Source organism: Agromyces sp. NPDC052230 (assembly GCF_040679595.1).
In the GTDB taxonomy this organism is placed as follows: Bacteria; Actinomycetota; Actinomycetes; order Actinomycetales; family Microbacteriaceae; genus Agromyces.
In genome coordinates this window covers 219,314-241,808 of the sequence record NZ_JBFAVC010000007.1, presented here as the reverse complement: position 1 = coordinate 241,808, position 22,495 = coordinate 219,314, and the positions used below count along the sequence as shown (strand labels likewise).

Genomic DNA, 22,495 nt, shown 5'->3' with positions numbered 1-22,495 from the left:
TGCGGATGCCGCGGCTCACCGCCCACCGATCGGCGCTCGCTACGGCGGGCGCCGTCGCCGCGATCGTCGCCCTCGTTGCGGGCGTGGCCGTCGCATCCGGCGGATACGCGGCCCAGCGGGTCGACCTCGGAGACGCCGCCGTGTGGGTCGTGAATGACGGATTGCAGGTCGTGGGTCGCGCCAACACCGCGGTGCACGAGCTGAATTCCGTGGTCGAGACGGGAGGGTCGTCGTCGAAGGTCGTGCAGCACGGGTCGACGGTGCTCGTGTTCGACCCCGAGCGCGCGAGCGTGGGCGTCGTCGACCCGACCACGTCGACCGTCGTCAAGACCGTGGCCGTGCCGCCCGAGTCGAGCGCCGTCGCGCTCGCCGGGGCCCGCGTCGTCGTCGCGGCTGACGGCGATGTCTGGTCGACCCCCGTCTCCGAGTTCGCCGACTTCGACAGCGAAGCCGATCCGTTGCTCACGTTCGGCGCGGGTGCCGTGACCAGTGTCGACCCCGCCGGTGTGCTGTTCGCCTACACGCCGTCCACGGGCGTGATCGCCCGGGTCGACGCCGCCGAGGCCGAGACGGTCGCGGCCAGGTGGCAGGTGCCCGCCGTGGGCGGAGATCCAGAGGTGCAGGTCACGTCGGTCGACGGCCGCTGGGCGGTGCTCGATGTGAAGGCCCGAACGCTCTGGGTCGACGGCCGCGAGGTCGACCTGACCGACGTCCTCGACCAGTCCGCCGACCCGGTGCTGCAGTCGCCGTCACTCGACGGCGACTCGGTGGCGATCGCGCATCGACGCGGCCTCGTGACGGTGCGCCTCGACCTCGGCGAGCCGCAGGTGCTCGTCGATGACGTCACGGGAGCGCCGGCGGCGCCGGTGCTGCATGACGGATGCCTCCACGCGGCCTGGGGGCGCGGCGAGGCGTGGCGCTCCTGCCCCGGCTCGGGCGAGCGGCAGGTCGAGCTCGACGGCGCGACCGGCGCCGGAAACCTCGCATTCCTCGCCAACGGCGAGGCGCTCGTGCTCAACGACCGTGGGAGCGGGATGGCCTGGGCCGCCGCCGACGATTACGGGCTGATCGACAACTGGGACGCCCTCATCAACGACGAGCGCAACGAGGAGACGGTCGAACAGAACGACCCCGACCAGAAGCCGACCCTCGAGAAGAGCCAGGTGCCCCCGGTGGCGAACCCCGACGAGTTCGGCGCGCGCCCCGGACGTTCGACCCTCCTGCCCGTACTGCTCGACGACTACGACGCGAACGGCGACGTGCTCGTCGTCGACGCCGTCGACGGCGAGCTGCCGGGCGGAGCGCGGATCGACCGCGTAGCGGACAACCAGCAGCTCCAGCTCACGCTCGGCGACGAGGCATCCGGGATCGTCTCCTTCGGCTACACCGTCGGCGACGGGCGTGGCGGCACGGCCCACGCCACGGTGACCGTGACGGTGCGCGAACCCGAGGAGAACGCGCCGCCGGTGCAGCAGCGCGAGACGAAGGCGTCCGTCGAGAGCGGCGGTCGACTCACCACGGCGGTCCTCGGCGACTGGGTCGATCCCGACGGTGACCCGTTCTTCCTCCGCGAGGTGGCGACGGCGGAGCCCGATGCCGTCTCCTCGACCGCGGATGGCGTGGTGGTGTTCGACGAGCAGGGCGGTGGCGGCGCGGCGCGCGGCGTCTCCCTCGCGGTCTCCGACGGTCGCGACGACGGCGCCGGCGTGCTCACCGTCGCGGTGCGCGCCCCCGGCGACGTCCCGCTCATCGCCGAGCCCTTCGTGGCGCTCGCGACGGCCGGCGAGGAGATCCGCATCGACCCGCTGCGCCACGTGCGCGGCGGCTCGGGCCACGCACGTCTCAGCGCCGTGCCCGCCAAACCCGACGTCGAGCTCGTGCCCGACTTCGACGGCGGCAGCTTCCGGTTCGCCAGCGTCGTCGCGCGAACGCACTACGTCGAGTACACCGTGAGCGACGGCACCCAGACGGCGACGGGGCTCGTACGGGTGGACGTGTCTGCGCCACCCGACCGGGACACGACGCCGATCACCGTGCCGCACACCGCGTTCCTCAGGCTCGACCGGCCCGTCGACGTGGATGTGCTCGCGACCGACATCGACCCGACCGGCGGCGTGCTGATCGTCACCGGCCTGACCGGGGAGGGGGAGGCCGAGGCCGAGGGCGTTCGCGTCGAGATCATCGACCACCGCATCCTCCGGGTCACCCTCACGCAGCCGCTGGCGACCGGCTCGACCGTGTTCGGCTACCGGGTGAGCAACGGGTTGGCCGAGGCCGAAGGTGAGGTCACGCTCGTCGAGGTCCCCGAGCCGAGCCGCACGCAGCCGCCCGTCGCGGCGCCCGACACGATCTCCGCGCGCACGGGCGACGTGGTCGACATCGCCGTGCTCGACAACGACGAGCACCCCGACACGCTGCCGATCACGCTCGCGCCCGAGCTCGTCCGGAAGCCCGAGGCGGGGCTCCTCTTCACCGCGGGCGACCGACTGCGCTACTTCGCGCCCGACGAGGCCGGCGAGTTCGAGGCGGCCTATCGCGTCGACGGTCCAGACGGCCAGTACGCGACCGCGACCGTGCACATCTCGGTGCGCGAAGCCGACCCCGAGACGAACAGCGCGCCGGTGCCGCAGACCGTGACCGCGCGGGTGCTCGCCGGCGACACGGTGCGGATCCCGATCCCCCTCGGCGGGATCGACCCCGACGGCGACTCGGTGCAGCTGCTCGGCCAGGAGTCGAACCCCGATCGAGGTGCGGTCGTGTCGCGAGGCGGCGACTGGCTCGAGTACGAGGCCGGCGAGTACTCCGCCGGAACCGACACCTTCCAGTACGCGGTGGTCGACGCGCTGGGCGCGCGCGCGACCGGCTCCGTCCGCGTCGGCGTCGCCCCACGGCTCGACGGGGCCCGCGCGCCGATCGCCGTCGAGGACGTGATCACGGTGCGCCCCGGCCGCACGATCTCGGTGCGCGTGCTCGCGAACGACTCCGACCCCGACGGCGGAGCACTCGTCCTCCGCTCGGTCGAGACGACGATGCCGGGCGCCCGCGCACGGGTGGAGGGCGACACCATTCGGGTGGAGGTGCCCCCGGGCGAGGGCGACTACGGCTTCATGTACACGGTCGAGAACGAGCACCTCGGCGCGGCATCCACCTTCCTCCGCGTGGAGGCGCGCGACGACGCGCCCCTCGCCCAGCCCGAGGCCGGCGACACCGTGCTGACCCTCAGCGACATCCTCGGCGAGGAGTACGTCGACGTCGCGGTGCTGCGCAACGTCTTCCTCGCCGACGGCGATGCCGCCGACCTCCAGGTCGCCCTCGTCGAGGGCTACGATCGCGGCGCCCACATTCGCCGCGACGGGTCGATCCGCGTCGAGGTGGAGGATGCTCGCCGCATCGTCCCGTTCTCGGTCAGCCATCCCGAGGATCCCGAGGTCAGGTCGTACGCGTTCATCTGGGTGCCCGGGCGCGACGACGCGCTTCCGCAGCTGCGCCGCGACGCGCCCGAGGTTCGCGTGCAGAGCGGCGAGGAGGTGGTGCTCGAGCTCGAGGAGTACGTCATCGCAGCATCGGGGCGGCCGGTGCGGATCACCGACGCCGCGACCGTGCGTGCCTCGCACAGCGACGGCACCGACCTCGTGGTCGACGAGGACACCATCCGGTTCCGCAGCGAGCCGGGGTACTTCGGCCCGGCGTCGCTCTCGTTCACGGTCACCGACGGGGAATCACCCGCCGATCCGACGGGCCGCACGGGCACGATCGTCATTCCGATCGTGGTGGAGCCCACCGACGACCAGCCACCGGCCTTCACCGGCGGGGTCATCGACTTCGAACCCGGCCAGCCGAAGACCATCGATCTCGTGAAGCTCACGAACTATCCGTATCCCGAGGCCCTCGACGAGCTCGCGTTCCGGGTGCTGCAGCCCGAACCGCCGGGCTTCGGGGTGTCGCTCGACGGGCAGCAGCTGACGATCACGACCGCCGAGTCGACGCCCTCCGGCACGCGTCAGTCCGTCTCGATCGCGGTCGCCGACGATCAGGGCGAGGGCAAGCCCGGCCGCATCGAGCTCCGCGTGGTGCCGTCGACGCGCCCGCTCGCCCAGCCCGCCCCCGATCTGGCGGTCGCCGCGCGCGGCCGCACGACCACGATCGACGTGCTCGCGAACGACCGCGCGACCAACCCCTTCCCGGCCACCCCGCTCCGAGTGGTGGGGGTGCGCGGACTCGGCGACAGCCTGCCGGCAGGGGTGTCCATCGAACCGAGCGAGGATCGCTCGACGCTCACGGTCGATGTGTCGCCGGCGGCCGCGCCCGTCAACACGACGCTCCAGTACCAGGTCGCCGACGCCACCGACGATCCGAGCCGATATGCGTGGGGGACCGTGACCGTCTCGGTGCAGGACCGCCCCGATCCGGTGACGGGCGCGCAGGTGACGGGCTTCGGCGACGGCACGCTCGATGTCGTGTTCGGCGCTGGCGGCTTCAACAACTCGCCGATCACCGGCTACGACATCTCGCTCGTCGCCCCCGGCGGCGAGGTCGTCGGCACCTCGACGTGCGCGGCCACGACGTGCACCGTCGCCACGCCGGGCAACGGCCAGGGCAACGCGGTCACCGTGCGCGTGCAGGCGAGGAACGCGATCGGCCTCTCGGACCCGGTCGACGCACCCGGACCCAACTGGTCGGACGTGATCCCATCGCCGCCGACCGGGCTCCGCGCGCTCCCGCTCGACGGCGGGTTGCGCATCGAGTGGGATCCGGTCGGCACGGGCGCCGGCAGCGCGGTGCACTCGTACGTGGTCACGGTCGGCGGCGTCTCCAGCGAGGTGGACGCCGCAGGGTCGTGCACGCCGACGACGTGTGCGACGCAGGTCGGCGGGCTCACCAACGGCAGCCAGGTGCCGTTCACCGTCAGCGGGCGCAACGAGGCGTACCCCGCGCTCACCGTGTGGACGTCGGCGGGCGGCACGGGCATTCCCTTCGGAGCACCCGTGGCGGGCGGGATCGACGTCGCGGGCGACCCCGCCGCCGGGACCGTCACGGTGTCGTGGTCGCCGTTCTCCGGCAACGGCGATGCGATCGGCGGCTACTACGTGCAACGGCTGGCCGACGGCCAGACGTCGGTGCCGACCGGTCCGCAGGCGTGTTCGGTCACGAGTCCCGCGCCCGGTGAGGTGGTCGCGCCCGCGAGCGGCGGCACCGTCGCCGAGGTCGTGCAGGTCGGTCCGGATGCCGCGAGCGTGCAGTTCACGGGCACGGCCACGGAGTCGACCCGCTACTCCTTCGTCGTCTGGGGCTACAACCGCGCCGGATGCGTCAGCACCGAGGTCGCCGGCATCGTGGTGCGACCGGCGCCGAGGACGGTCACCGACGTCTCGAGCGCCATGGACTGGATGAACGTCGAGACCTGGGACCGCTACATCTCCGACGTGAGCGCCGGACCCCGGCTCCAGATCGTCGCCGTCGACGCGAACGGCGTGCAGTTCGGATCGCCCGTCGAATTCCGCGGGTCTGGATGGCTGCGGTCGCTGCTCGGCCGTCCGTTCGGGGAGGTCGCGCGGTTCCAGGTGCGCGAATGCTCCGTCTGGGGGAGTTGCGGGCCATGGTCGCAGGTGCTGCCCACCGACGCCCAACCCTCGCTGACGTTCGCCCTGCCGAGCCGGGTGTGGAGCGAGGCCGACAAGACCTGGTCGTGGACGGCGGCTCCCGAGAACTCCGGACTGCCCGCCGCCTTCACCTGCGGCATCGATGGGGAGAAGAGCGGACGCGCCGCGCAATCGGCGACGACGTGCCAGATCCCCGAAGCGAAGCCCGGCGATCGGGTCTGGTTGGATGTTGAGATCGCCGGCGTGAAGGCCAGGTACTGGAACCGATGAGCGAGGAGCAGAGATGACGATGACCCCCGAGGAGGCCACGCGCTTCGCGGCGAACCTCGATCGACTCGTCGGCGCGGTCGAAGAGGTGCTGCTCGGCAAGAACCGGGTCGTACGGCTTGCGTTCACCGCATTCCTCAGCGAGGGCCACCTGCTTCTCGACGACGTTCCCGGAACGGGCAAGACCTCGCTCGCCCGGGCGATGGCGCAATCGGTCCACGGCACGAGCAACCGGGTGCAGTTCACCCCCGACCTCCTGCCCGGCGACATCACGGGCGTCACCGTCTACGACCAGCGCAGTGGCGCCTTCGAGTTCCATCCCGGGCCGGTCTTCGCCAACATCGTGCTCGCCGACGAGATCAACCGCGCGAGCCCGAAGACCCAGTCGGCGCTCCTGGAGGTGATGGAGGAGGGCCAGGTCACCGTCGACGGCCGGAGTCATCCCGTCGGGCGGCCGTTCATGGTCATCGCCACCCAGAACCCGGTGGAGCAGGCCGGTACCTACCGCCTCCCCGAGGCCCAGCTCGACCGTTTCCTCATGCGGACGTCGATCGGCTACCCCGACCACGCGTCGACCATCCGGATCCTCGAGGGCGCCGACCAACGTGCGCACGAGCACCGCCTCGAGCCGCAGCTCGACGCGGAGGAGGTCATCGAGATGGCCCGGCTCGCGCGCACGGTGTACGTCGACCCGACCATCCACGACTACGTGTCACGGCTCGTCGAGGCGACGCGCACCGCTCGTGAGGTGCGTCTCGGGGTCAGTGTGCGAGGCGCCCTGGCGCTCATCCGTGCGGCCAAGACCCACGCGGCCGGCCGCGGACGCCATTACGTGGTGCCCGACGACGTGAAGGCGCTCGCCGAACCGGTGCTCGCGCACCGCCTGATCCTCGACCCCGAGGCGGAGTTCGACGGCGTCACGGCGTCGAACCTCATCGCCCAGGTGCTCATCGAGACGCCGCCGCCGTCCAGCAGGCAGGCCGTGTGACGATCGCCCAGACCCGCACGACGATCCCCGAGGAGGCCAGGACGCAGGGCCTGCTCGCGGTCGTCATCGGGCGCGCCGTGCGGTGGGTCGCCGTCGTGGCGACCGTCGTCATGCGGTGGGCTCGCGCGGTTCAGGGCGTCGTGACGCCGCTCGGGTGGTCGGTCGTCGTCGGCGCTGCCGCAGCCCTCGTCCTCGGCTACGCACTGGGCTGGGTGGAGTTCATCGCCATCGGCTGGGGACTTGCCGTGCTCGTGGCCGTGGCATCCGTCTGGCTCGTGGGCCGCGGCGCATCGACCATCGAGCTCGTCCTGCCGAATCCCAGGGTGGTCGTGGGCGAACAGGCGGAGGCCCGGCTCATCGCCGCCAACCCGGGGCGGCGTCGCTTCGGCGGGGTCCAGCTCGAGGTTCCGGTCGGCCAGCAGGTCATCGAACGCGTGCTTCCCGGACTGCCGCGCGGCGGCGCCGTGGACGAGCAGTTCCTGGTTCCCACCGAACGTCGCGGGGTGGTCCGCATCGGCCCGGCGCGCACCGTGCGTGCCGACCCGATCGGCCTCATGCGCCGGGAGATCGTCTGGTCGCAGGTCGTGGAGCTGCATGTGCACCCGCGCACCGTCGCCATCGAGGCGCTGAGCACCGGCTTCATCCGCGACCTCGAGGGCTCGCCCACGCGGGACCTCACGGCGAGCGACATCGCCTTCCACGCGCTGCGGGAGTACGTGCCAGGGGACGATCGCCGATTCATCCACTGGAAGAGCTCCGCGAAGACGGGCACGTTCATGGTGCGGCAGTTCGAGGAGACGCGTCGCAGCCGGCTCATGGTGCTGCTCGACCTCGAACCGGGCGCCTACACCGACGACGCCGAGTTCGAGCTCGCGGTGAGCACCGCGGCATCCGTCGGTGCGCGGGCCATCCGCGACGCGCGCACGGTGTCGTTCGTCGTGTCGGGGCCGGGCCGTGCGAACGCGGGGCACGGTGGGAGCAGGCGTGAGCTGCCCACCGTCTCCCGCGACCGCCTGCTCGACGCGCTCTGCCTCGTCGAGCGCGAGCACGAGGCCGTCATGCTCCCGGATGTCGCCCGCTCCGCGGCGGAGGGGCTGCCGGGCGTCTCGCTCGCCTTCCTCGTGACCGGCACCGCACGCGGGATCGCACCACTGCGCGCCGCCGCGTCGCGATTGCCGGCCGGAATCGAGGCGGTCGCCGTCAGGTGCGCTCCCGAGGGCGAGGCGTCGGCACGCACCATCGGCGGACTCACGGTGTTCGGAATCGGCTATCTCGAGGACCTTCGCGCCCTGTTCGCCAGATCGGCCTCGGTCGCATGAGTCCCGCCCGTCGGCCCCTCGGAGTGCAACGGCCGTGGCCGACCGCCATCAGCGTCGTGCTCGTGGTGGCGATGCTCGCCGCGGCGATGGTCCCGTGGTGGCCGGTGTACGAGAGCCCGGCGTTCCTCGTCGCCGCGGCCGTCGCGATCATCGCGGGCGCCGCGGTCGGATTGGTTGGCGCCCGGCTCCGGTGGCCGGCCTGGCGCACGGTCGTCGCCGTCTTCATCGCCTACCTCGTGCTCGGGGTACCCGCCGCGGTGCCCGGTCGTGCGATCGGCGGGGTCCTCCCCACGCCGCAGGGCATCGTCGAGCTCCTCGCCGGTGCGGCCCTCTCCTGGAAGCAACTCGTCACGATCGCGGTGCCGGTCGGCTCGTACCAGGCGCTCCTCGTGCCGCCGTTCCTGCTCGGGCTCGTCGCCTCGACGATCGCGATCACCATCGCGCTGCGGAGCCGCCACCCGTCCGCCGCCATCGTGCCGCCCGCGCTGCTGCTCCTCGCCGGCATCGCGCTCGGCGTGGTGCACTCCGCGCTCGGCCTCGAGACCGGCCTCGTCTTCCTCGTGACGGCCGTGGCATGGCTGGTTCGCGTCGGGATCGCGAGGCGCCGCGCCATCACCGTGGGCCGACCCGTCGAGGCCGCCCTCGCTGATGCGCGACGCGTCCTCGGCGCCTCCGCGCTCGTCGCCGTGGCGCTCGTCGGGGCCACCGCTGCGGCGTTCGCGATGCCGGGCCCGCCCCGCAGCGTCGTGCGGGCCGAACTGCAGCCTCCGTTCGAGCCGCAGGAGCACGAGAGTCCGCTCGCCGGGTTCCGTGCGGCGTTCGACCCCGAGATCGCCGACCAGCCCATGCTCACCGTGACCGGGCTGCCCGCGGGCTGGGGCATCCGGATCGCGACGCTCGACACGTACGACGGCATCGTGTACTCCGTCGGCGGGTCGGACGGTTCCGGCGAGTCGGGGAGATTCACTCGCGTGCCCTACCGCCTCGACCAGTCCGACACCGACGGCCGGCAGGTGGAGGTCGGGGTCTCGGTGCTCGGCTACTCCGACGTGTGGGTGCCGGGCGTCGGTCGCCTCGAGCGCATCACGTTCGAGGGCGATCGTGCCGAGTTGCTCGCGGACGGATTCTTCTACAACGACGTGACGGGCACGGCCGCGGTGCGGCCGGGGCTGCGAACGGGTGACCGATACCTCGCGAGCTCCGTCGCGCCGCCCGTGGCAGAGAGCCTCGGCGAGCTCCAGCCCGGAACGAGCGTGCTGCCGGCGGCGCCGGAGTTGCCCGACGAACTCCTGCGGTTGCTCGACCAGTGGGCACCGGCATCCGATGAGCCCGGCGAACGGCTCGAGGCCCTCATCGCGGGCTTCCACCGCGAGGGTTACGTGAGCCACGGGTTGGAGGACGAGCGACCGAGCCGGTCCGGCCATGCCATCGACCGGCTGGCGGAACTCGGCACCGAGCGGCCGATGATCGGCGACGGCGAGCAGTACGCGACGGCCGCGGCGCTCATGGCGCGCCGCATCGGCTTCCCGGCACGCGTCGTGGTGGGCTTCCTCCCCGACCGCGCGGACACCGACGACGAGGCATCCGACGGCACGACCGTATTCGTCAGCGGCGAGCAGCAGGCGTGGATCGAGGTGCAGACCGCCGACGGACGCTGGCTCGGCATCGATCCGAATCCCGAGGTGCGCGAGATCCCCGAGAAGGAGCCCGACGAGCCCACGATCGTCTCGCGTCCGCAGACGGCGCTGCCGCCGCCCGCCGAGCGCACGCCGGTGGACGGCCTCGACGCCGACCCCGAGCTCGCGCTCGACGACCGCGACGAGGGTTCCGAACCGTGGCTCGCCGTGCTGCTCGGGGTGCTCACGGTGACCGGGGTCGTGACGCTCGCCGCGGCAGTGCTCGTCAGCCCGTTCCTCGCGATCATCGCGGCGAAGCTCAGGCGGCGTCGGCTGCGCCGGCGCGCCGCCACCCCCGTCGAACGCATCGAGGGCGGCTGGCAGGAGTTCGCCGACACGGCCGCCGACTTCGGGTATCCGATCCGATCCAACGCGACGCGCGCGGAACAGGCGGCGACCGTCGGCGGGCTCGCGCCGCTCGTCCTCGCCTCCGTCGTCGACCGCGCGGTGTTCGCGCCCGACGGACCCCTCGATGACGACGACCGGCTCGTCTGGGACACCGTCGACGAACTGCAGCAGCGCCTGAGCGCCCCGCGCACCAGACGCGAGCGGCTCAGGGCGGCGATCTCCCTCACCTCGCTCGGCGGGTACGCTGTCACGCGGAGAGGAGCCAGGTCGTGACGTGCCGGATCTGCGGGGCCGTGCTGCCCGAGGGCGCGATGTTCTGCGGCGATTGCGGCAGCTCGACCACCGCCACCCCCGAGTCGCGCCGACGACCCGACCCTCGCCCCGGCGACACCACCGTGATGGAGGGCTCGGCGGTCCGCGCACACAGCGGCGTCATCAGCATCCCGGTCGACGGGTTCCGATCGCCGCTCCTCAGCGTGGAGGCCGCGGTCGGCGAAGGCCGACCTGCCGTCCACCCGTCGCCCCGCTTCGTGCTCACCTTCAGCACGGGCGAGACCCGCACGGTGTTCGGGTCCGGGCTCATCGGGCGCAAGCCGCTGCCGCAACCCGGCGAATCGTTCGACCAGCTCGTGCAGATCGCCGACCGAACGCTCTCGGTGTCGAAGACGCACCTCGAGTTCGGCGAGCACGAGGGCATGCTGTGGATCGCCGACCGGTTCTCCGGCAACGGCACGATCGTGCGCCGCCCCGATGACGGCGCCCTCCGGTGCGAGCCGGGCCGCCGGTACCTCGTCCCGCGCGGAAGCCGCGTCGAGCTCGCGGAGCAGTTCTTCACGGTGGAGTGACGCGGCCGACGTCGCGCTCTCGTCCTCCACAGTCGAGCGAATGCCGCGGGCCGCCCGCCTCGGGCGTAGACGAGCGATCCCGATCGCCGGTCGTGATCGGATGAGGCGATGGACCGAGCCGACCCGGCACCCGATGAGTTCGTCGGCCCGCCGATCATCCTTCCCCCGCATCCACCCGAGCCGACCGCGACCGGGTTCCCGCTGCTCGCCACCGTGGCGCCGATGGCCGGGGCCGTCGTGCTCTGGGTGGTCACCGGCTCGGCCGTCTCGCTCGCGTTCGCCGCACTCGGGCCGCTCGTCGCGGTGGCCTCCGTCCTCGATGCGCGGCGGCAGGCTCGGCGCGTCCGTCGTCGGGGAGCCGCCCAGCGTGCGAGGCAGCTCGAGGAGGTGCGAGCCCAGATCACGCAGCGGCATGCGGTCGAGCGGGAGGCCGCGTGGCAGCGTGCACCGACGGCACGGCGCCTCTCCGCGACATCCGGTGCCGCGGACTGGCGGGATGCCTCGCCGGGGATCGTGGTCATCGGGCGCGGCGATGTCGCCAGCGGATTGCGCATCGAGGGCAACGTCGGCGACGTCGCGGACCGCGACCTTCTGAGCAGCGCGGCTCGACTCGAGGACGCGCCCGTCCAGGCGCGCGCGGCGCTCGGCATCGGCATCGTGGGTCCGCCGCCCCTTGCGCGCGCGATGGCCCGTGGCGTGCTCCTCCAAATGGCGTATCGCTGCCGCCCCGACGTCGTGGGCATCGAGGTGCCCGACGGGCCCGAATGGCTGTGGGCGCGACGGCTGCCGCATCACGGCGGGGGAAACGAACGCGGGATCCGGGTGATCGACCTCGACTCGGCCGAGCCGATGCGGTCGGGCCGAGCGCGCGGGGCCGGAAGGGCCCACGCCGCCATCGCCGTCGCGAACGTGGCCGCCGCGCTGCCGCCGGGCCTCGCGACGATCGTGCACGTGGCCGGTCACGGCATGGCGACGGTGGACCGGCGAGGTGCCGGGGGACCGCCGACGCACGTCGCGCCCGAGCTCCTCGGCCTCGCCGAGGCGGCGGCATGGGCCGAGCGGATGCGCGCGGCCGCCGAGCGCGACGGATCCTCGCTCGACACGGCGCTGGCGACCGAGGTCGGGCTCGACGAGCTCGAGCAGCCCGCGGTCGTGCCCGGCTCGCGTGCGAGCCTGCGTGTCCGAGTCGGCCTGCGAGACGACGGCCCGCTCGAACTCGACCTCGTCGCGGGTGGTCCGCACGCGATCGTCGCGGGAACGACCGGGAGCGGCAAGAGCGAGTTCCTGCTGGCCTGGCTCACCGCGCTCGCGGTCGTGCATCCGCCCGACCGGGTCGCCTTCCTTCTCGTCGACTTCAAGGGCGGCGCCGCCTTCGAGCCCATTCGCGGACTGCCGCACGTGAGCGGCATCGTCACCGACCTCGACGAAGCCGAGGCCGAGCGCGCCGTGCTCAGCCTTCGTGCCGAGCTCCGCCACCGGGAATCCGTCCTGCGCGCCGAGCGGGTTCGCGACCTGATCGAGCTCGGTCCCCACGTCGATCTCGCGCGCCTCGTGATCGTCGTCGACGAATTCCAGGCGATGATCGAGCGATTCCCCGAGCTCGGCTCCGTCGTCGCCGACATCGCGGCTCGCGGACGCTCGCTCGGAGTGCACCTGGTGCTCGCGTCGCAGCGTCCGAACGGCGTGGTGCGCGAACAGATCAGCGCCAACTGCCCGATCCGGGTGTCGCTGCGGGTCATGCAGCGGGCCGACAGCATGGCCGTGGTCGGCACGGAGGCGGCGGCGACGATCCGGGCCGACACCCCGGGGCGCGGCATCGTCGACGTCGGCGACGGCACCCGTGTGGCATTCCAGTCCGCTCGTGTCGACGCCGGCTCGCTGGCGCGACTCCGCGCCGCGCATGCCGGCACCGCACCGTCGAGGCGGCCGTGGATGGACCCGCTGCCGGCGCGCCTCGCGTCCGACGAGTTCGACCGGGTCGCGGCATCCGTCAGCCTGGAACCGGGCTCGCTCGCGATCGGCCTCGTCGACCTGCCCGAACGGCAACGTCACGAGGTGCTCGCGTGGACGCCCGCCGCCGACGGGCATCTGCTCGTCCTCGGTGCGCCCGGCAGCGGACGCACCACGGCGCTCGCGGCCGTCGCCCGCGCCGCAGCGGGTCAGGCTCGACCGCCATCGGTGGTACGAGTCGAAGGTCCTCGCAGCCGGCGGTGGGACACCCTGCGCGCCGTCCTCGCGCGCGTGCAGGGGCCGCGATGCGAAGACGACCTGCTGCTCCTCGTCGACGACCTCGACGCGGCCTTCCGCGACTGGCCCGACGAGCATCGGCATGCGGCGATCGACGCCCTCGAGACGATCCTGCGCGACGGGCGACGGGCGGGCGTCGTCGTGGCCGCCAGCGCCGGGCTCGCGCACCGGCTGGGGGTCGGGATCCGCGAGGCGTTCGGGCGGCAACTGCTGTTACGCCACCCGAGCCGGGCCGACCTCGTGCACGGCGGCGGGGCCGGTGCGCTGTGGCGAAGCCACGAGCCGCCCGGGGCGGGCCAGTGGAACGGGCATCGCGCGCAGGTCGTGGATGCCCCGCACCTGCCTGTCGATGACCACCAGGCGCCCGAACCGCTCGAGCTCGACGATGGCCTGCTCGCCGTGGTCTCGGGATCGCCGAGAGCGGACCTCGCCGCCCTTCAGGACGCGGGGTTTCGAACGGTGCTGCTCGAGCTCGGGGGCGACGTGGCCGTGCGGGCGCTGATCGCCGGTTCCGGCGATGACCCGGCGGGGGCGGGTGTCGTCGTCGGCGACGCCGATGCCTGGGCGGCGAACTGGTCGATCGCTGCGCTCGTGCGCGAGGAGGCGACGCTCGTCATACACGGTGGCGCCCGCGAGCAGCGGGTCTTCCGGGAAGGCCGTGGCCTTCCGCCGCTCCTCGACGACCCCGTGGCCCAGTGCGTCGTGACGCCTCCCGGTGCCCCACCGCGGCGCGCGGCGTGGCCACCACGACCGCGGCAACTGAAAACGTTGGCTGTATGACCGATCGGGCACTGAATCCGAACGCACTGTCGTCAGGAATTAACGATTCGGACATGATCGCGTGATTCTCAGCGCTCAATGTGGCACTATCAACCCACCCCTTGCACGTGCTGCACCCGAATGGAGTTCCCGTGAGCGCTCGGCCCTTTCCTCAGGACCCGATGATCCGCAACCTGATCGCGCAGGCGCGTCAGGCGCAACTGAATCGTCGCACCCTCCTCGCCGGCGCCGGTGCCGGTGCCTCCGCGCTCGCCCTGGCCGCGTGCTCCACCGGCGGTGGGCAGGCGAAGCCGGATGCGGCCGCCGACAAGTCGGCGGACGACAAGACCCTGAACTGGGCGAACTGGGCCGCGTACATCGACGAGGACGATGCCGGTGACTACCCCACGCTGGTCGCCTTCGGGGAGGAGACGGGCATCAAGGTCAACTACGAGGTCGCCGTCGACGACAACAACACCTACTACGGCAAGGTCAAGGACCAGCTGGCGCTCGGCCAGGACATCGGCGCCGACACCGTCTGCCTCACCGACTGGATGGTCGCGCGCTGGATTCGCTTCGGATACACCCAGGCTCTCGACCACGGCAACATCCCGAACCTCAAGAACCTGACCCCCTCGCTCAAAGACGTCGACTTCGACCCGGGCCGTGAGATGTCGGTTCCGTGGCAGGGCGGCTTCGCCGGCATCTGCTGGAACAAGGAGGCCATCCCCGGCGGGCTCTCCTCGGTCTCCGACCTCTGGAACCCAGAGTTCAAGGGCCGCGTCGGCGTGCTCTCCGAGATGCGCGACACCATGGGCCTGCTCATGCTCGAGAATGGCGTGGACATCTCCGGCGACTGGGGCGACGAGGAGTACAACGAGGCGCTCGAGCAGCTCCGCAAGCAGGTCGAAGACGGCCAGGTCCGCAACATCAAGGGCAACTCCTACCTCGAGGACCTCAAGAGCGAGGACACCCTCGCCGCGATCTGCTGGTCGGGCGACATCACGGTCATCAACGCCGAGGCCGGCGACAAGTGGGAGTTCCTGATCCCCGCCGGAGGCGGCACGCTGTGGAACGACAACTTCCTCGTGCCCATCGGCTCGCCGCGCAAGACGAACGCCGAGACGCTCATCAACTACTACTACGAGCCCGAGGTGGCCGCCGAGGTCGCGGCCTGGGTGAACTTCATCACCCCCGTCGTCGGTGCGCAGGAGGCCGCCATGGCCATCGACCCCGAGCTCGCCGAGAACCAGCTCATCTTCCCCAACGAGGAGACGCTCTCCAACGCCTTCGTCTTCCGCTCGCTCTCGGGTGCCGAGGAGCAGAAGTACCAGGCCGACTTCCAGAGCATCCTGCTGGGCGCGTGACGATGTCGGTACGCGAATTCGCCGAACGCGGCGCCGATCTCGAGCTCGTCGGGATCCAGAAGCGGTTCCCCGGATTCACCGCGATCGAGGAGCTCGACCTCGTCATCCCGGCCGGTTCGTTCTTCGCCCTCCTCGGTCCGTCGGGATGCGGCAAGACCACGACGCTCCGGCTCGTCGCCGGCCTCGAGGAGCCGACGAAGGGCCGAATCCTCATCGGCGGTAAGGACGTCACCGACACGAAGTCGCACGAGCGTCCGGTCAACACGGTCTTCCAGAGCTACGCGCTCTTCCCGCACATGACGATCATCGAGAACGTCGCGTTCGGGCTGAAGCGACGCCGAATGGCCGACCCGATGGGCAAGGCGCACGAGGCGCTGAGGCTCGTCGAGCTCGACCACATGGCGCAGCGCAGGCCGCAGCAGCTCTCGGGCGGCCAGCAGCAGCGGGTCGCGCTGGCGCGCGCCATCGTGAACCGGCCAGCGCTCCTGCTGCTCGACGAGCCACTCGGCGCACTCGACCTGAAGCTCCGGCGCCAGATGCAGTTGGAGTTGAAGACCATCCAGGAGGAGGTCGGCCTCACCTTCCTGCACGTGACGCACGACCAGGAGGAGGCCATGACCATGGCCGACACGGTCGCGGTCATGAACAAGGGCGCGATCGAGCAGATGGGCGCGCCCGAGCAGCTGTACGAGCTGCCGCGCACGTCGTTCGTCGCGAACTTCCTCGGCCAGTCCAACCTGTTCACCGGCGAGGTCGTCGGTACGACGAATACGGCCATCACGGTCGCAGCGGCCGGCGGTCGCATCGTCGTGCCCACTTCGCGCGCACAGCGCCACCAGGGCGAGGTCACCGTCGGCGTCCGTCCCGAGAAGGTCGCGCTCCACGTCGTCGAGCCCGCCGAATCGGCGGATCGCAACGTGCTCGGGCCCGGCCGGATCGTCGACGTCTCGTTCTCGGGCGTCAGCACGCAGTACCTCGTCGACATGCCGAGCGCCGGCACCGTCGTCGTCTTCGCCCAGAACACGGGCATCGGCCCGATCGCCAACCTCGGCAATGAGGTGTGGCTGAGCTGGGAGATCGAGCACGGATTCGGACTCGAGGACGAACCGGGCGAGGTCGGGCGATTCCCCGCCGACGACTCAACACGATCGATCGCGGTGCAGCGCCGCGAGGCGCTCGTCTCGGAGCTCGAGGAGAGCTGACGATGGCCTTCGCAGCATTTGCGACGACGGAGGCGCAGCCGCAGGCACCCAAGAAGAAGAGCCGCATCGCGCTCTTCCTCCTACTGCCCGGAATCGCCTACCTCGTCCTGTTCTTCCTCACCCCCCTCGTCTCGCTCGTGCTCACCTCGCTGCAGGCACCGAGCGAGTTCGGCGACATCGGGCAGTACGACTACGCCTTCAACTGGCAGAACTACATCACGGTCATCCAGGACTACCTCCCGCACATCGGTCGGTCGTTCGGGTACGCGCTCGCGGCCACGGTGTTCGCGCTCCTGTTCAGCTACCCGCTGGCGTACTTCATCGGGGTGAAGGCCCGGCGATGGCCGCTCCTCCAGAGCCTCATGCTCGTGCTGGTGATCGCCCCGTTCTTCATCAGCTTCCTCCTGCGAACCCTCGCTTGGAAGCAGATCCTCTCCGACGAGTCGTTCATCATCACCTCGCTGAAGGCGCTCTCGCTCATGGCTCCCGACGCGCACTTCACAGGTTCCGACTTCGCGGTCATCTTCGGGCTCACGTACAACTTCATCCCGTTCATGACCCTGCCGCTGTACTCGACGCTCGAGCGTCTCGACATCCGGTACCTCGAAGCGGGCAGCGACCTCTATGCGGGCCCGTTCACGGTCTTCCGCAAGGTCACCGTGCCGCTCTCGATGCCGGGCATCGTGGCGGGCACGCTCCTCACGTTCATCCCGGCGGCGGGTGACTTCGTGAACGCGAGCCGCGACTTCCTCGGGGGTCCCGACACGCAGATGATGGGCAACGTGATCGAGGCGAACTTCCTGGTGCTGCTGAACTACCCGGCGGCCGCAGCGCTGTCGATCATCCTCATGGCCGCGATCCTCGTACTCGTCGGCATGTACGTGAAGCGTTCCGGAACGGAGGACCTGCTGTGAGCGGCGAAGTCCAGGCGGGGGCCGTGCTGAGCGGACTCGCCGAGAGCGAGCAGCAGGAGGCGGTTCGTCCGGCGCCGAGGCCCCGGGGCCGTCGCATCGGCCTCGGCGACTGGCTCCTGCCCGCCTACGCGATCATCGCGTTCGTGTTCCTCCTGATCCCCATCGTCTACACGTTCGTCTTCTCGTTCAACGACTCCATCAAGTCGAATATCTCGTGGCGCGGGTTCACCTTCGACAAATGGCTGAACGTCTGCAACGTCGAGGGCGGTGCGGTGTGCACGGCGTTCGGCAACAGCGTGGTCATCGGCCTCACGGCGACCGTCATCGCCACGACGCTCGGCACCATGATCGCGATCGCCCTCGTGCGCTACCGGTTCCGGGCTCGCTCGGCGATCAGCCTCCTGCTGTTCCTTCCGATGGCGACTCCCGAGGTCGTGCTCGGTGCCGGGCTCGCCGCCCAGTTCCTCGCGGTGGGCGTGCCGAAGGACATGACGACCATCATCCTCGCCCACACGATGTTCTGCATCAGCTTCGTCGTCGTGACGGTGAAGGCGCGCGTCGCCAGCCTCGACCCCGCACTCGAGGAGGCCGGACGAGACCTTTATGCATCGCCCGCGCAGGTGTTCTGGCGGGTCACGTTCCCGTTGCTCACCCCGGGCATCCTCGCGGCGGCGCTCCTGTCGTTCGCATTGAGCTTCGACGACTTCATCATCACGAACTTCAACTCGGGTTCCACCTCCACGTTCCCGAAGTACGTGTACATCTCGGCCTCACGCGGCATCCCGGCCGAGGCGAACGTCATCGCGTCGGCGGTCTTCCTGTTCGCGCTGGTGCTCGTCGTCGGGGCGCAGGTCTCCCGCGCGGCGCGCACGAAGCGGCTCGCGAAGCTCGGCTGACGAGTCGGGCGATGGATGCGCGGCGGGGTCGTCCCTCCGCGGCATCCGTCATTCGAAGTGGCGCGCCGAGCGATCAGGGCACGGACCGCGGCAGCGCACCGCGGCAGCGCGCCGCCGCGCTCAGACCGTGGCGCGGATCTCTCCGACGCGCCGCTCGCCGCCCATGACCCAGAGGTCGAGCTCGGTCTGCACGGCGTCGACCGCGGCATGCTCCACAGCGCCCGCGTCGGCGAGCAGCCGCAGCGCGATGATCGTCGAGGCACGCGACGACCCGTCGAGCACCTTCAGCGCCGTGGTCGTGCCATCCGGGGCGGTCATCACCATGACCCCCTCGGCGCCCACCTTCGCGAACACGCCGAGGCGTTCGACCGCGATGGTGTCGGGTTGGCCGGGGCCTCCGACAACCCACGGGTTCTCGCGCACCGCCTCGGTGAGCGCGGCGGCCTCGCGGAAGAGCGCGAACGGCGAGGAGGCCGCAGCCGTCGTGATCTTCTGGATGCCGCGCGCGAGTGCGCCCAGGCTGATGGCATGCACCGGGGCACCGCAGCCGTCCACAGCGGTTGCCGCCGGCCGTTCGCCGGTGAGGCGCTCGACGACGTCGAGGACGCGCTTCTGCAGTGGATGCCCGGGGTCGAGGTACCCGTCGAGCGGCCACTCGTTCGCGACGCAGGAGAGCAGCATGGCGGCGTGCTTGCCCGAGCAGTTCATATAGATCCGCTCGCGGGCGCCGCCGCTGCGGATCAGCTCGTCGCGTGCGACCTGATCCGAGGGCGCGGCCGGCGGGCAGCCGAGGGCCGAGGGCGGCAGCGAGGCGCGATCGAGCAGGCCACGCACGAGCGCGACCTGCGCCGCCGTGCCCGAATGGCTCGCGGTGGCGATCGCCGCGTCCTCACCGCGGAGCGTGACGCCCGAGGTCATCACCGCGACGGCCTGGAACGGCTTCAGGCACGACCGCGGGAAGACGGGCGTGCGCGTGTCCCCCAGGGTGCGCAGGGTCTCGCCCTCGGGGGAGAGCACGACGGCGGAGCCGGCATGCCTGGACTCGATGAAACCACTGCGTTCGACCACGGCGAGCTCGACGGCGTCTGCGACGGAGAAGGTACCGGTCACCGGGGTCACCCGAGCGACGCGAAGCCGTCGTCGAGCACGCGGAGTCCATCTTCGATCAGCGCGTCGGTGACCGCGAGACTCGGCAGGAACCGGAGCACGTTGCCCCAGGTGCCGGCGTTGAGGAACAGCACGCCGTGCTGGGCTGCGTACGCCACGAGCGCCGAGACGGCCTCGGGGTTCGGCTGCTTCGTGGTCTCGGCGGTGTTTGGCTGCACGAGCTCGATGGCCACCATGGCACCCTTGCCGCGGATGTCGCCGATGATGTCGTAGCGCTCCCTGAGACGCTCGAGGCCGGCCTTGAGGGTGCGTTCCACGCGCTCCGCCTCGCCGAGCAGGTGGTTCTCCTCGATGGACTCGAACACCGCGACGGCCGCGGCGCAGGCCACCGGGTTGCCGCCGAACGTGCCACCGAGACCGCCGGGGTGGGAGGCGTCCATGATCTCGGCACGACCCGTGACCGCTGCGAGCGGGAGCCCGCCCGCGATGCCCTTCGCAGAGAGCACGAGGTCGGGCTCCCAGCCGAAGTGCTCGCTCGCGAAGTAGCGGCCGGTGCGCGCCATGCCGCTCTGGATCTCGTCGGCGATCATGACGACGCCGTGCTCGGTGCACCAGGCCTGCAGCGTGGGCAGGTAGCCGTCGGCCGGCACCATGAAGCCGCCCTCGCCCTGGATGGGCTCGACCACGAGGCACGCAAGGTCGCTCGCGCCGACGACCTTCTCGAGGTACGCGATGGTGCGCGCGGCCGCGTCGTCGCCCGACAGGCCGTCGCGGTAGGGGTAGGAGCTCGGCGCGTGGTACACGTCGCCCGCGAACGGGCCGTAGCCGGTCGCATAGGGATGGGCCTTGTAGTTCATGGCCATCGTGAGGTTGGTGCGGCCGTGGTAGGCGTGGTCGAGCACCGCGACGGCGCGACGGCCGGTGTGCTTGCGGGCGATCTTGACGCCGTTCTCGACGGCCTCGGCGCCCGAGTTCACGAGCACGGACTTCTTGGCCCAGCTGCCGGGCGTGTGCTCGGCGAGGAGCTCGGCGACGCGCACGTACTCCTCGTAGGGGGTGATGGTGAACAGCGTGTGGATGACATCCTGCAACTGGCGCGCGGCCGCGGCGACGACGCGCTCCTCGGTGTGCCCGACCGTGGTGACGCCGATGCCCGCGCCGAAGTCGATGAAGCGGTTGCCGTCGACGTCGACGAGGATCGCGCCGTTGGCGCGTTCGATGTACACGGGCAGGGCGGAGGACACGCCCGCGGACACGACCTTGGCGCGCCTCGCGTGCAGTTCCTCCGACTTCGGACCGGGGATGGCGGTCACGACCTGACGCTCCTGGGGCACGGAATACACCGGGGCGGTCGCGGTCTCTGCGGGAGTCTGGGTGTCAGTCATGATGTGGCCAAGCCTATCGCCGCCGCCCGCTGCCGCCCGCTGCGACCGTGGCCGCCCGGGTGCAGAATCGACGGTGGAACGAACGTCGTCAGGAAGGACGAGGGATGCTCGGGGAACACCACTACACGCTCGAACTCGAGTGGCAGGGCGATCGCGGCGAGGGCACGTCGCAATACCGCGCCTACAGCCGTGCGCACGTCGTGCGAGCGGCCGGGAAGCTGCACGAGATCGCCGGGTCGAGCGACAGGGTGTTCCATGGCGACCGGGAGCGCTGGAACCCCGAGGAGCTGCTCCTCGCGGCGCTCAGCGAGTGCCACATGCTCTCGTACCTGCACGTCGCGACCCGACACGGCGTCGTCGTGCGCGGCTACACGGATGCCCCGTCGGGCACCATGGTCGAGGACAGCCGCGGCGGGGGCGCCTTCAGGGAGGCGGTGCTCCGCCCACGGGTGGTGGTAGCGGATGCCTCGATGACCGACGTCGCTCGTGAGATCCACGCCGAGGCATCCGAGAAGTGCTTCATCGCGGCATCCGTCAACTTCCCGGTGCACCACGAGCCGACGATCGTCGTGGAAGACGTGCCGGTGGTCGAGTAGCCCCGGAGCGGGGTACCGAGACCCGTCAGGGCAGCGCGGGCGCGGGAAGTGTCGGCTGCGGCGGGCAGGGGTGTCCGCCGACGAGCCTCGAGCACGGCGGGAAGTACGCGGGCAGACGTTCGGCCTGCGGGTCGCCGAACCAGCGGTTCCAGATGCGCCAGAAGTTCAGGTTGCCGAACGCCGAGCACGCGTCGCCCTCGTCGGGATCTGCGAGGGTCGCATCGCTCGGCTGGTACGGAGTGTAGTTGTAGAGGTTCGCGGTGGCCTGGTTTCGGATCTCGACGTGTGCCGCACCGCACGCGGCATCGGGGTGGTAGCCGATCTCGACCGTGCCGACCCGGTAGGCGCGGTCGGGCTTCTCCGTGTACTGACGGAACTGCCACGCCGCGTTGTACACCTGGTTGAAGAAGCCGAAGTACTTGGCATCGCAGTCGGCGGTGTCGGGGCATCCGTAGCCCGTCGCTCGCTCGTACCCGTACGGCGTGGGGCGGGTGAGCAGCGACTGCTCCTTCTGCAGCAGCACCAGCAGCGCGCGCGGGCTCACGCCGCAGGCCTCGGCCACCTTGGCGACGATGCGGCTCGCCCGCTCGCGCGTGCCGCCGCGGTACTCGGCGCAGTGTCGGCCGCCGACCGCCGGCTGGGTGGTCGTCGACTGCCTGAAGTCGGCGAGACAGCTCACGCCCTCGTCGGCACGGCAGGGCACGGATTCGAAGAACGCCTGGATCTCGTCGTCGCTCATCGCGCCGCTGTCGTAGAACGCGTCGTCGCTCACGATGTAGCCGGGGTCGAACTCGGAGGTGGGCGGCTCGGGCAGGTTCGTCCGCGTGAGGTCGGGCGCCGGTGCGGGCTCGGCGGCGGGTGCGGCGCACGAGGCGAGCGACACGGCCACGAGCGCGACCGCGAGGCATCGGGCGGCGACCTCGGCGATCCTCATCGAGCCGACGATACCCGCTGCGAGGGGGGGGACGCTGGGAATCGG

14 protein-coding genes are annotated in these 22,495 nt (G+C 71.2%); 11 read left to right on the top strand and 3 right to left on the bottom strand.

Translation table 11 applies throughout. From position 1 onward, the window contains the following. Window positions 1–5 precede the first annotated feature (5 nt). The 10 genes from AB0K73_RS16450 (at window position 6) to AB0K73_RS16405 (ending at window position 18,428) form a co-directional block, all read left to right on the top strand. Complete coding sequence (locus tag AB0K73_RS16450; protein ID WP_360514846.1) at window positions 6–5,870, top strand: Ig-like domain-containing protein; 5,865 nt, start codon at window positions 6–8, stop codon at window positions 5,868–5,870. Between the two features lie 13 nt (window positions 5,871–5,883). Continuing rightward, window positions 5,884–6,855 (top strand): MoxR family ATPase, encoded by a 972-nt coding sequence (locus AB0K73_RS16445; protein WP_360514849.1) that lies wholly within the window; start codon window positions 5,884–5,886, stop codon window positions 6,853–6,855. After that, window positions 6,852–8,174 (top strand): DUF58 domain-containing protein, encoded by a 1,323-nt coding sequence (locus AB0K73_RS16440; RefSeq protein WP_360514852.1) that lies wholly within the window; start codon window positions 6,852–6,854, stop codon window positions 8,172–8,174. The genes AB0K73_RS16445 and AB0K73_RS16440 overlap by 4 nt, the downstream gene beginning before the upstream one ends. Then, window positions 8,171–10,471 carry a transglutaminaseTgpA domain-containing protein gene (locus tag AB0K73_RS16435; protein ID WP_360514855.1) on the top strand — a complete coding sequence of 767 codons (2,301 nt, stop codon included), beginning with the start codon at window positions 8,171–8,173 and terminating at the stop codon, window positions 10,469–10,471. Before AB0K73_RS16440 ends, AB0K73_RS16435 begins: the two co-directional genes overlap by 4 nt. Then, window positions 10,468–11,043 carry a hypothetical protein gene (locus AB0K73_RS16430; RefSeq protein ID WP_360514858.1) on the top strand — a complete coding sequence of 192 codons (576 nt, stop codon included), beginning with the start codon at window positions 10,468–10,470 and terminating at the stop codon, window positions 11,041–11,043. The genes AB0K73_RS16435 and AB0K73_RS16430 overlap by 4 nt, the downstream gene beginning before the upstream one ends. A 108-nt stretch (window positions 11,044–11,151) precedes the next feature. Next, a complete protein-coding gene (locus AB0K73_RS16425; protein ID WP_360514861.1) occupies window positions 11,152–14,070 on the top strand; it encodes an FtsK/SpoIIIE domain-containing protein in 2,919 nt (972 codons plus the stop codon). Between the two features lie 161 nt (window positions 14,071–14,231). Beyond that, complete coding sequence (locus tag AB0K73_RS16420) at window positions 14,232–15,416, top strand: spermidine/putrescine ABC transporter substrate-binding protein (RefSeq protein ID WP_360514863.1); 1,185 nt, start codon at window positions 14,232–14,234, stop codon at window positions 15,414–15,416. Between the two features lie 2 nt (window positions 15,417–15,418). Further along, window positions 15,419–16,618 carry an ABC transporter ATP-binding protein gene (locus AB0K73_RS16415; RefSeq protein ID WP_360514866.1) on the top strand — a complete coding sequence of 400 codons (1,200 nt, stop codon included), beginning with the start codon at window positions 15,419–15,421 and terminating at the stop codon, window positions 16,616–16,618. A 2-nt stretch (window positions 16,619–16,620) separates the two neighbouring features. Then, window positions 16,621–17,532: an ABC transporter permease gene (locus AB0K73_RS16410; protein WP_360514869.1), complete on the top strand. Its 912-nt coding sequence runs from the start codon at window positions 16,621–16,623 to the stop codon at window positions 17,530–17,532. 95 nt (window positions 17,533–17,627) lie between these two features. Then, a complete protein-coding gene (locus AB0K73_RS16405) occupies window positions 17,628–18,428 on the top strand; it encodes an ABC transporter permease (protein WP_360515494.1) in 801 nt (266 codons plus the stop codon). Between the two features lie 120 nt (window positions 18,429–18,548). On the opposite strand, the gene AB0K73_RS16400 is transcribed toward AB0K73_RS16405, so the two are convergent. Continuing rightward, window positions 18,549–19,538 (bottom strand): asparaginase, encoded by a 990-nt coding sequence (locus AB0K73_RS16400; RefSeq protein ID WP_360515497.1) that lies wholly within the window; start codon window positions 19,536–19,538, stop codon window positions 18,549–18,551. Window positions 19,539–19,543: 5 nt separating this feature from the next. Next, window positions 19,544–20,920, bottom strand: a complete 1,377-nt coding sequence (gene gabT, locus AB0K73_RS16395; protein WP_360514873.1) for a 4-aminobutyrate--2-oxoglutarate transaminase — start codon at window positions 20,918–20,920, stop codon at window positions 19,544–19,546. A gap of 104 nt (window positions 20,921–21,024) precedes the next feature. Between gabT and AB0K73_RS16390 the strand changes: the two genes are divergently transcribed. After that, a complete protein-coding gene (locus AB0K73_RS16390) occupies window positions 21,025–21,516 on the top strand; it encodes an OsmC family protein (protein ID WP_360514876.1) in 492 nt (163 codons plus the stop codon). 25 nt (window positions 21,517–21,541) lie between these two features. On the opposite strand, the gene AB0K73_RS16385 is transcribed toward AB0K73_RS16390, so the two are convergent. Continuing rightward, window positions 21,542–22,450, bottom strand: coding sequence for a hypothetical protein (locus AB0K73_RS16385; RefSeq protein ID WP_360514879.1), 909 nt, complete (start codon window positions 22,448–22,450; stop codon window positions 21,542–21,544). Window positions 22,451–22,495 lie beyond the last annotated feature (45 nt).

What these genes read in the sequence shown, in the direction of transcription:
- gabT (WP_360514873.1), bottom strand. Translation starts at nt 20,920, where the DNA reads ATGACTGACACCCAGACTCCCGCAGAGACCGCGACCGCCCCGGTGTAT.
- AB0K73_RS16425 (WP_360514861.1), top strand. Translation starts at nt 11,152, where the DNA reads ATGGACCGAGCCGACCCGGCACCCGATGAGTTCGTCGGCCCGCCGATC.
- AB0K73_RS16435 (WP_360514855.1), top strand. Translation starts at nt 8,171, where the DNA reads ATGAGTCCCGCCCGTCGGCCCCTCGGAGTGCAACGGCCGTGGCCGACC.
- AB0K73_RS16420 (WP_360514863.1), top strand. Translation starts at nt 14,232, where the DNA reads ATGATCCGCAACCTGATCGCGCAGGCGCGTCAGGCGCAACTGAATCGT.
- AB0K73_RS16450 (WP_360514846.1), top strand. Translation starts at nt 6, where the DNA reads ATGCCGCGGCTCACCGCCCACCGATCGGCGCTCGCTACGGCGGGCGCC.
- AB0K73_RS16410 (WP_360514869.1), top strand. Translation starts at nt 16,621, where the DNA reads ATGGCCTTCGCAGCATTTGCGACGACGGAGGCGCAGCCGCAGGCACCC.
- AB0K73_RS16385 (WP_360514879.1), bottom strand. Translation starts at nt 22,450, where the DNA reads ATGAGGATCGCCGAGGTCGCCGCCCGATGCCTCGCGGTCGCGCTCGTG.
- AB0K73_RS16415 (WP_360514866.1), top strand. Translation starts at nt 15,419, where the DNA reads ATGTCGGTACGCGAATTCGCCGAACGCGGCGCCGATCTCGAGCTCGTC.
- AB0K73_RS16390 (WP_360514876.1), top strand. Translation starts at nt 21,025, where the DNA reads ATGCTCGGGGAACACCACTACACGCTCGAACTCGAGTGGCAGGGCGAT.
- AB0K73_RS16445 (WP_360514849.1), top strand. Translation starts at nt 5,884, where the DNA reads ATGACGATGACCCCCGAGGAGGCCACGCGCTTCGCGGCGAACCTCGAT.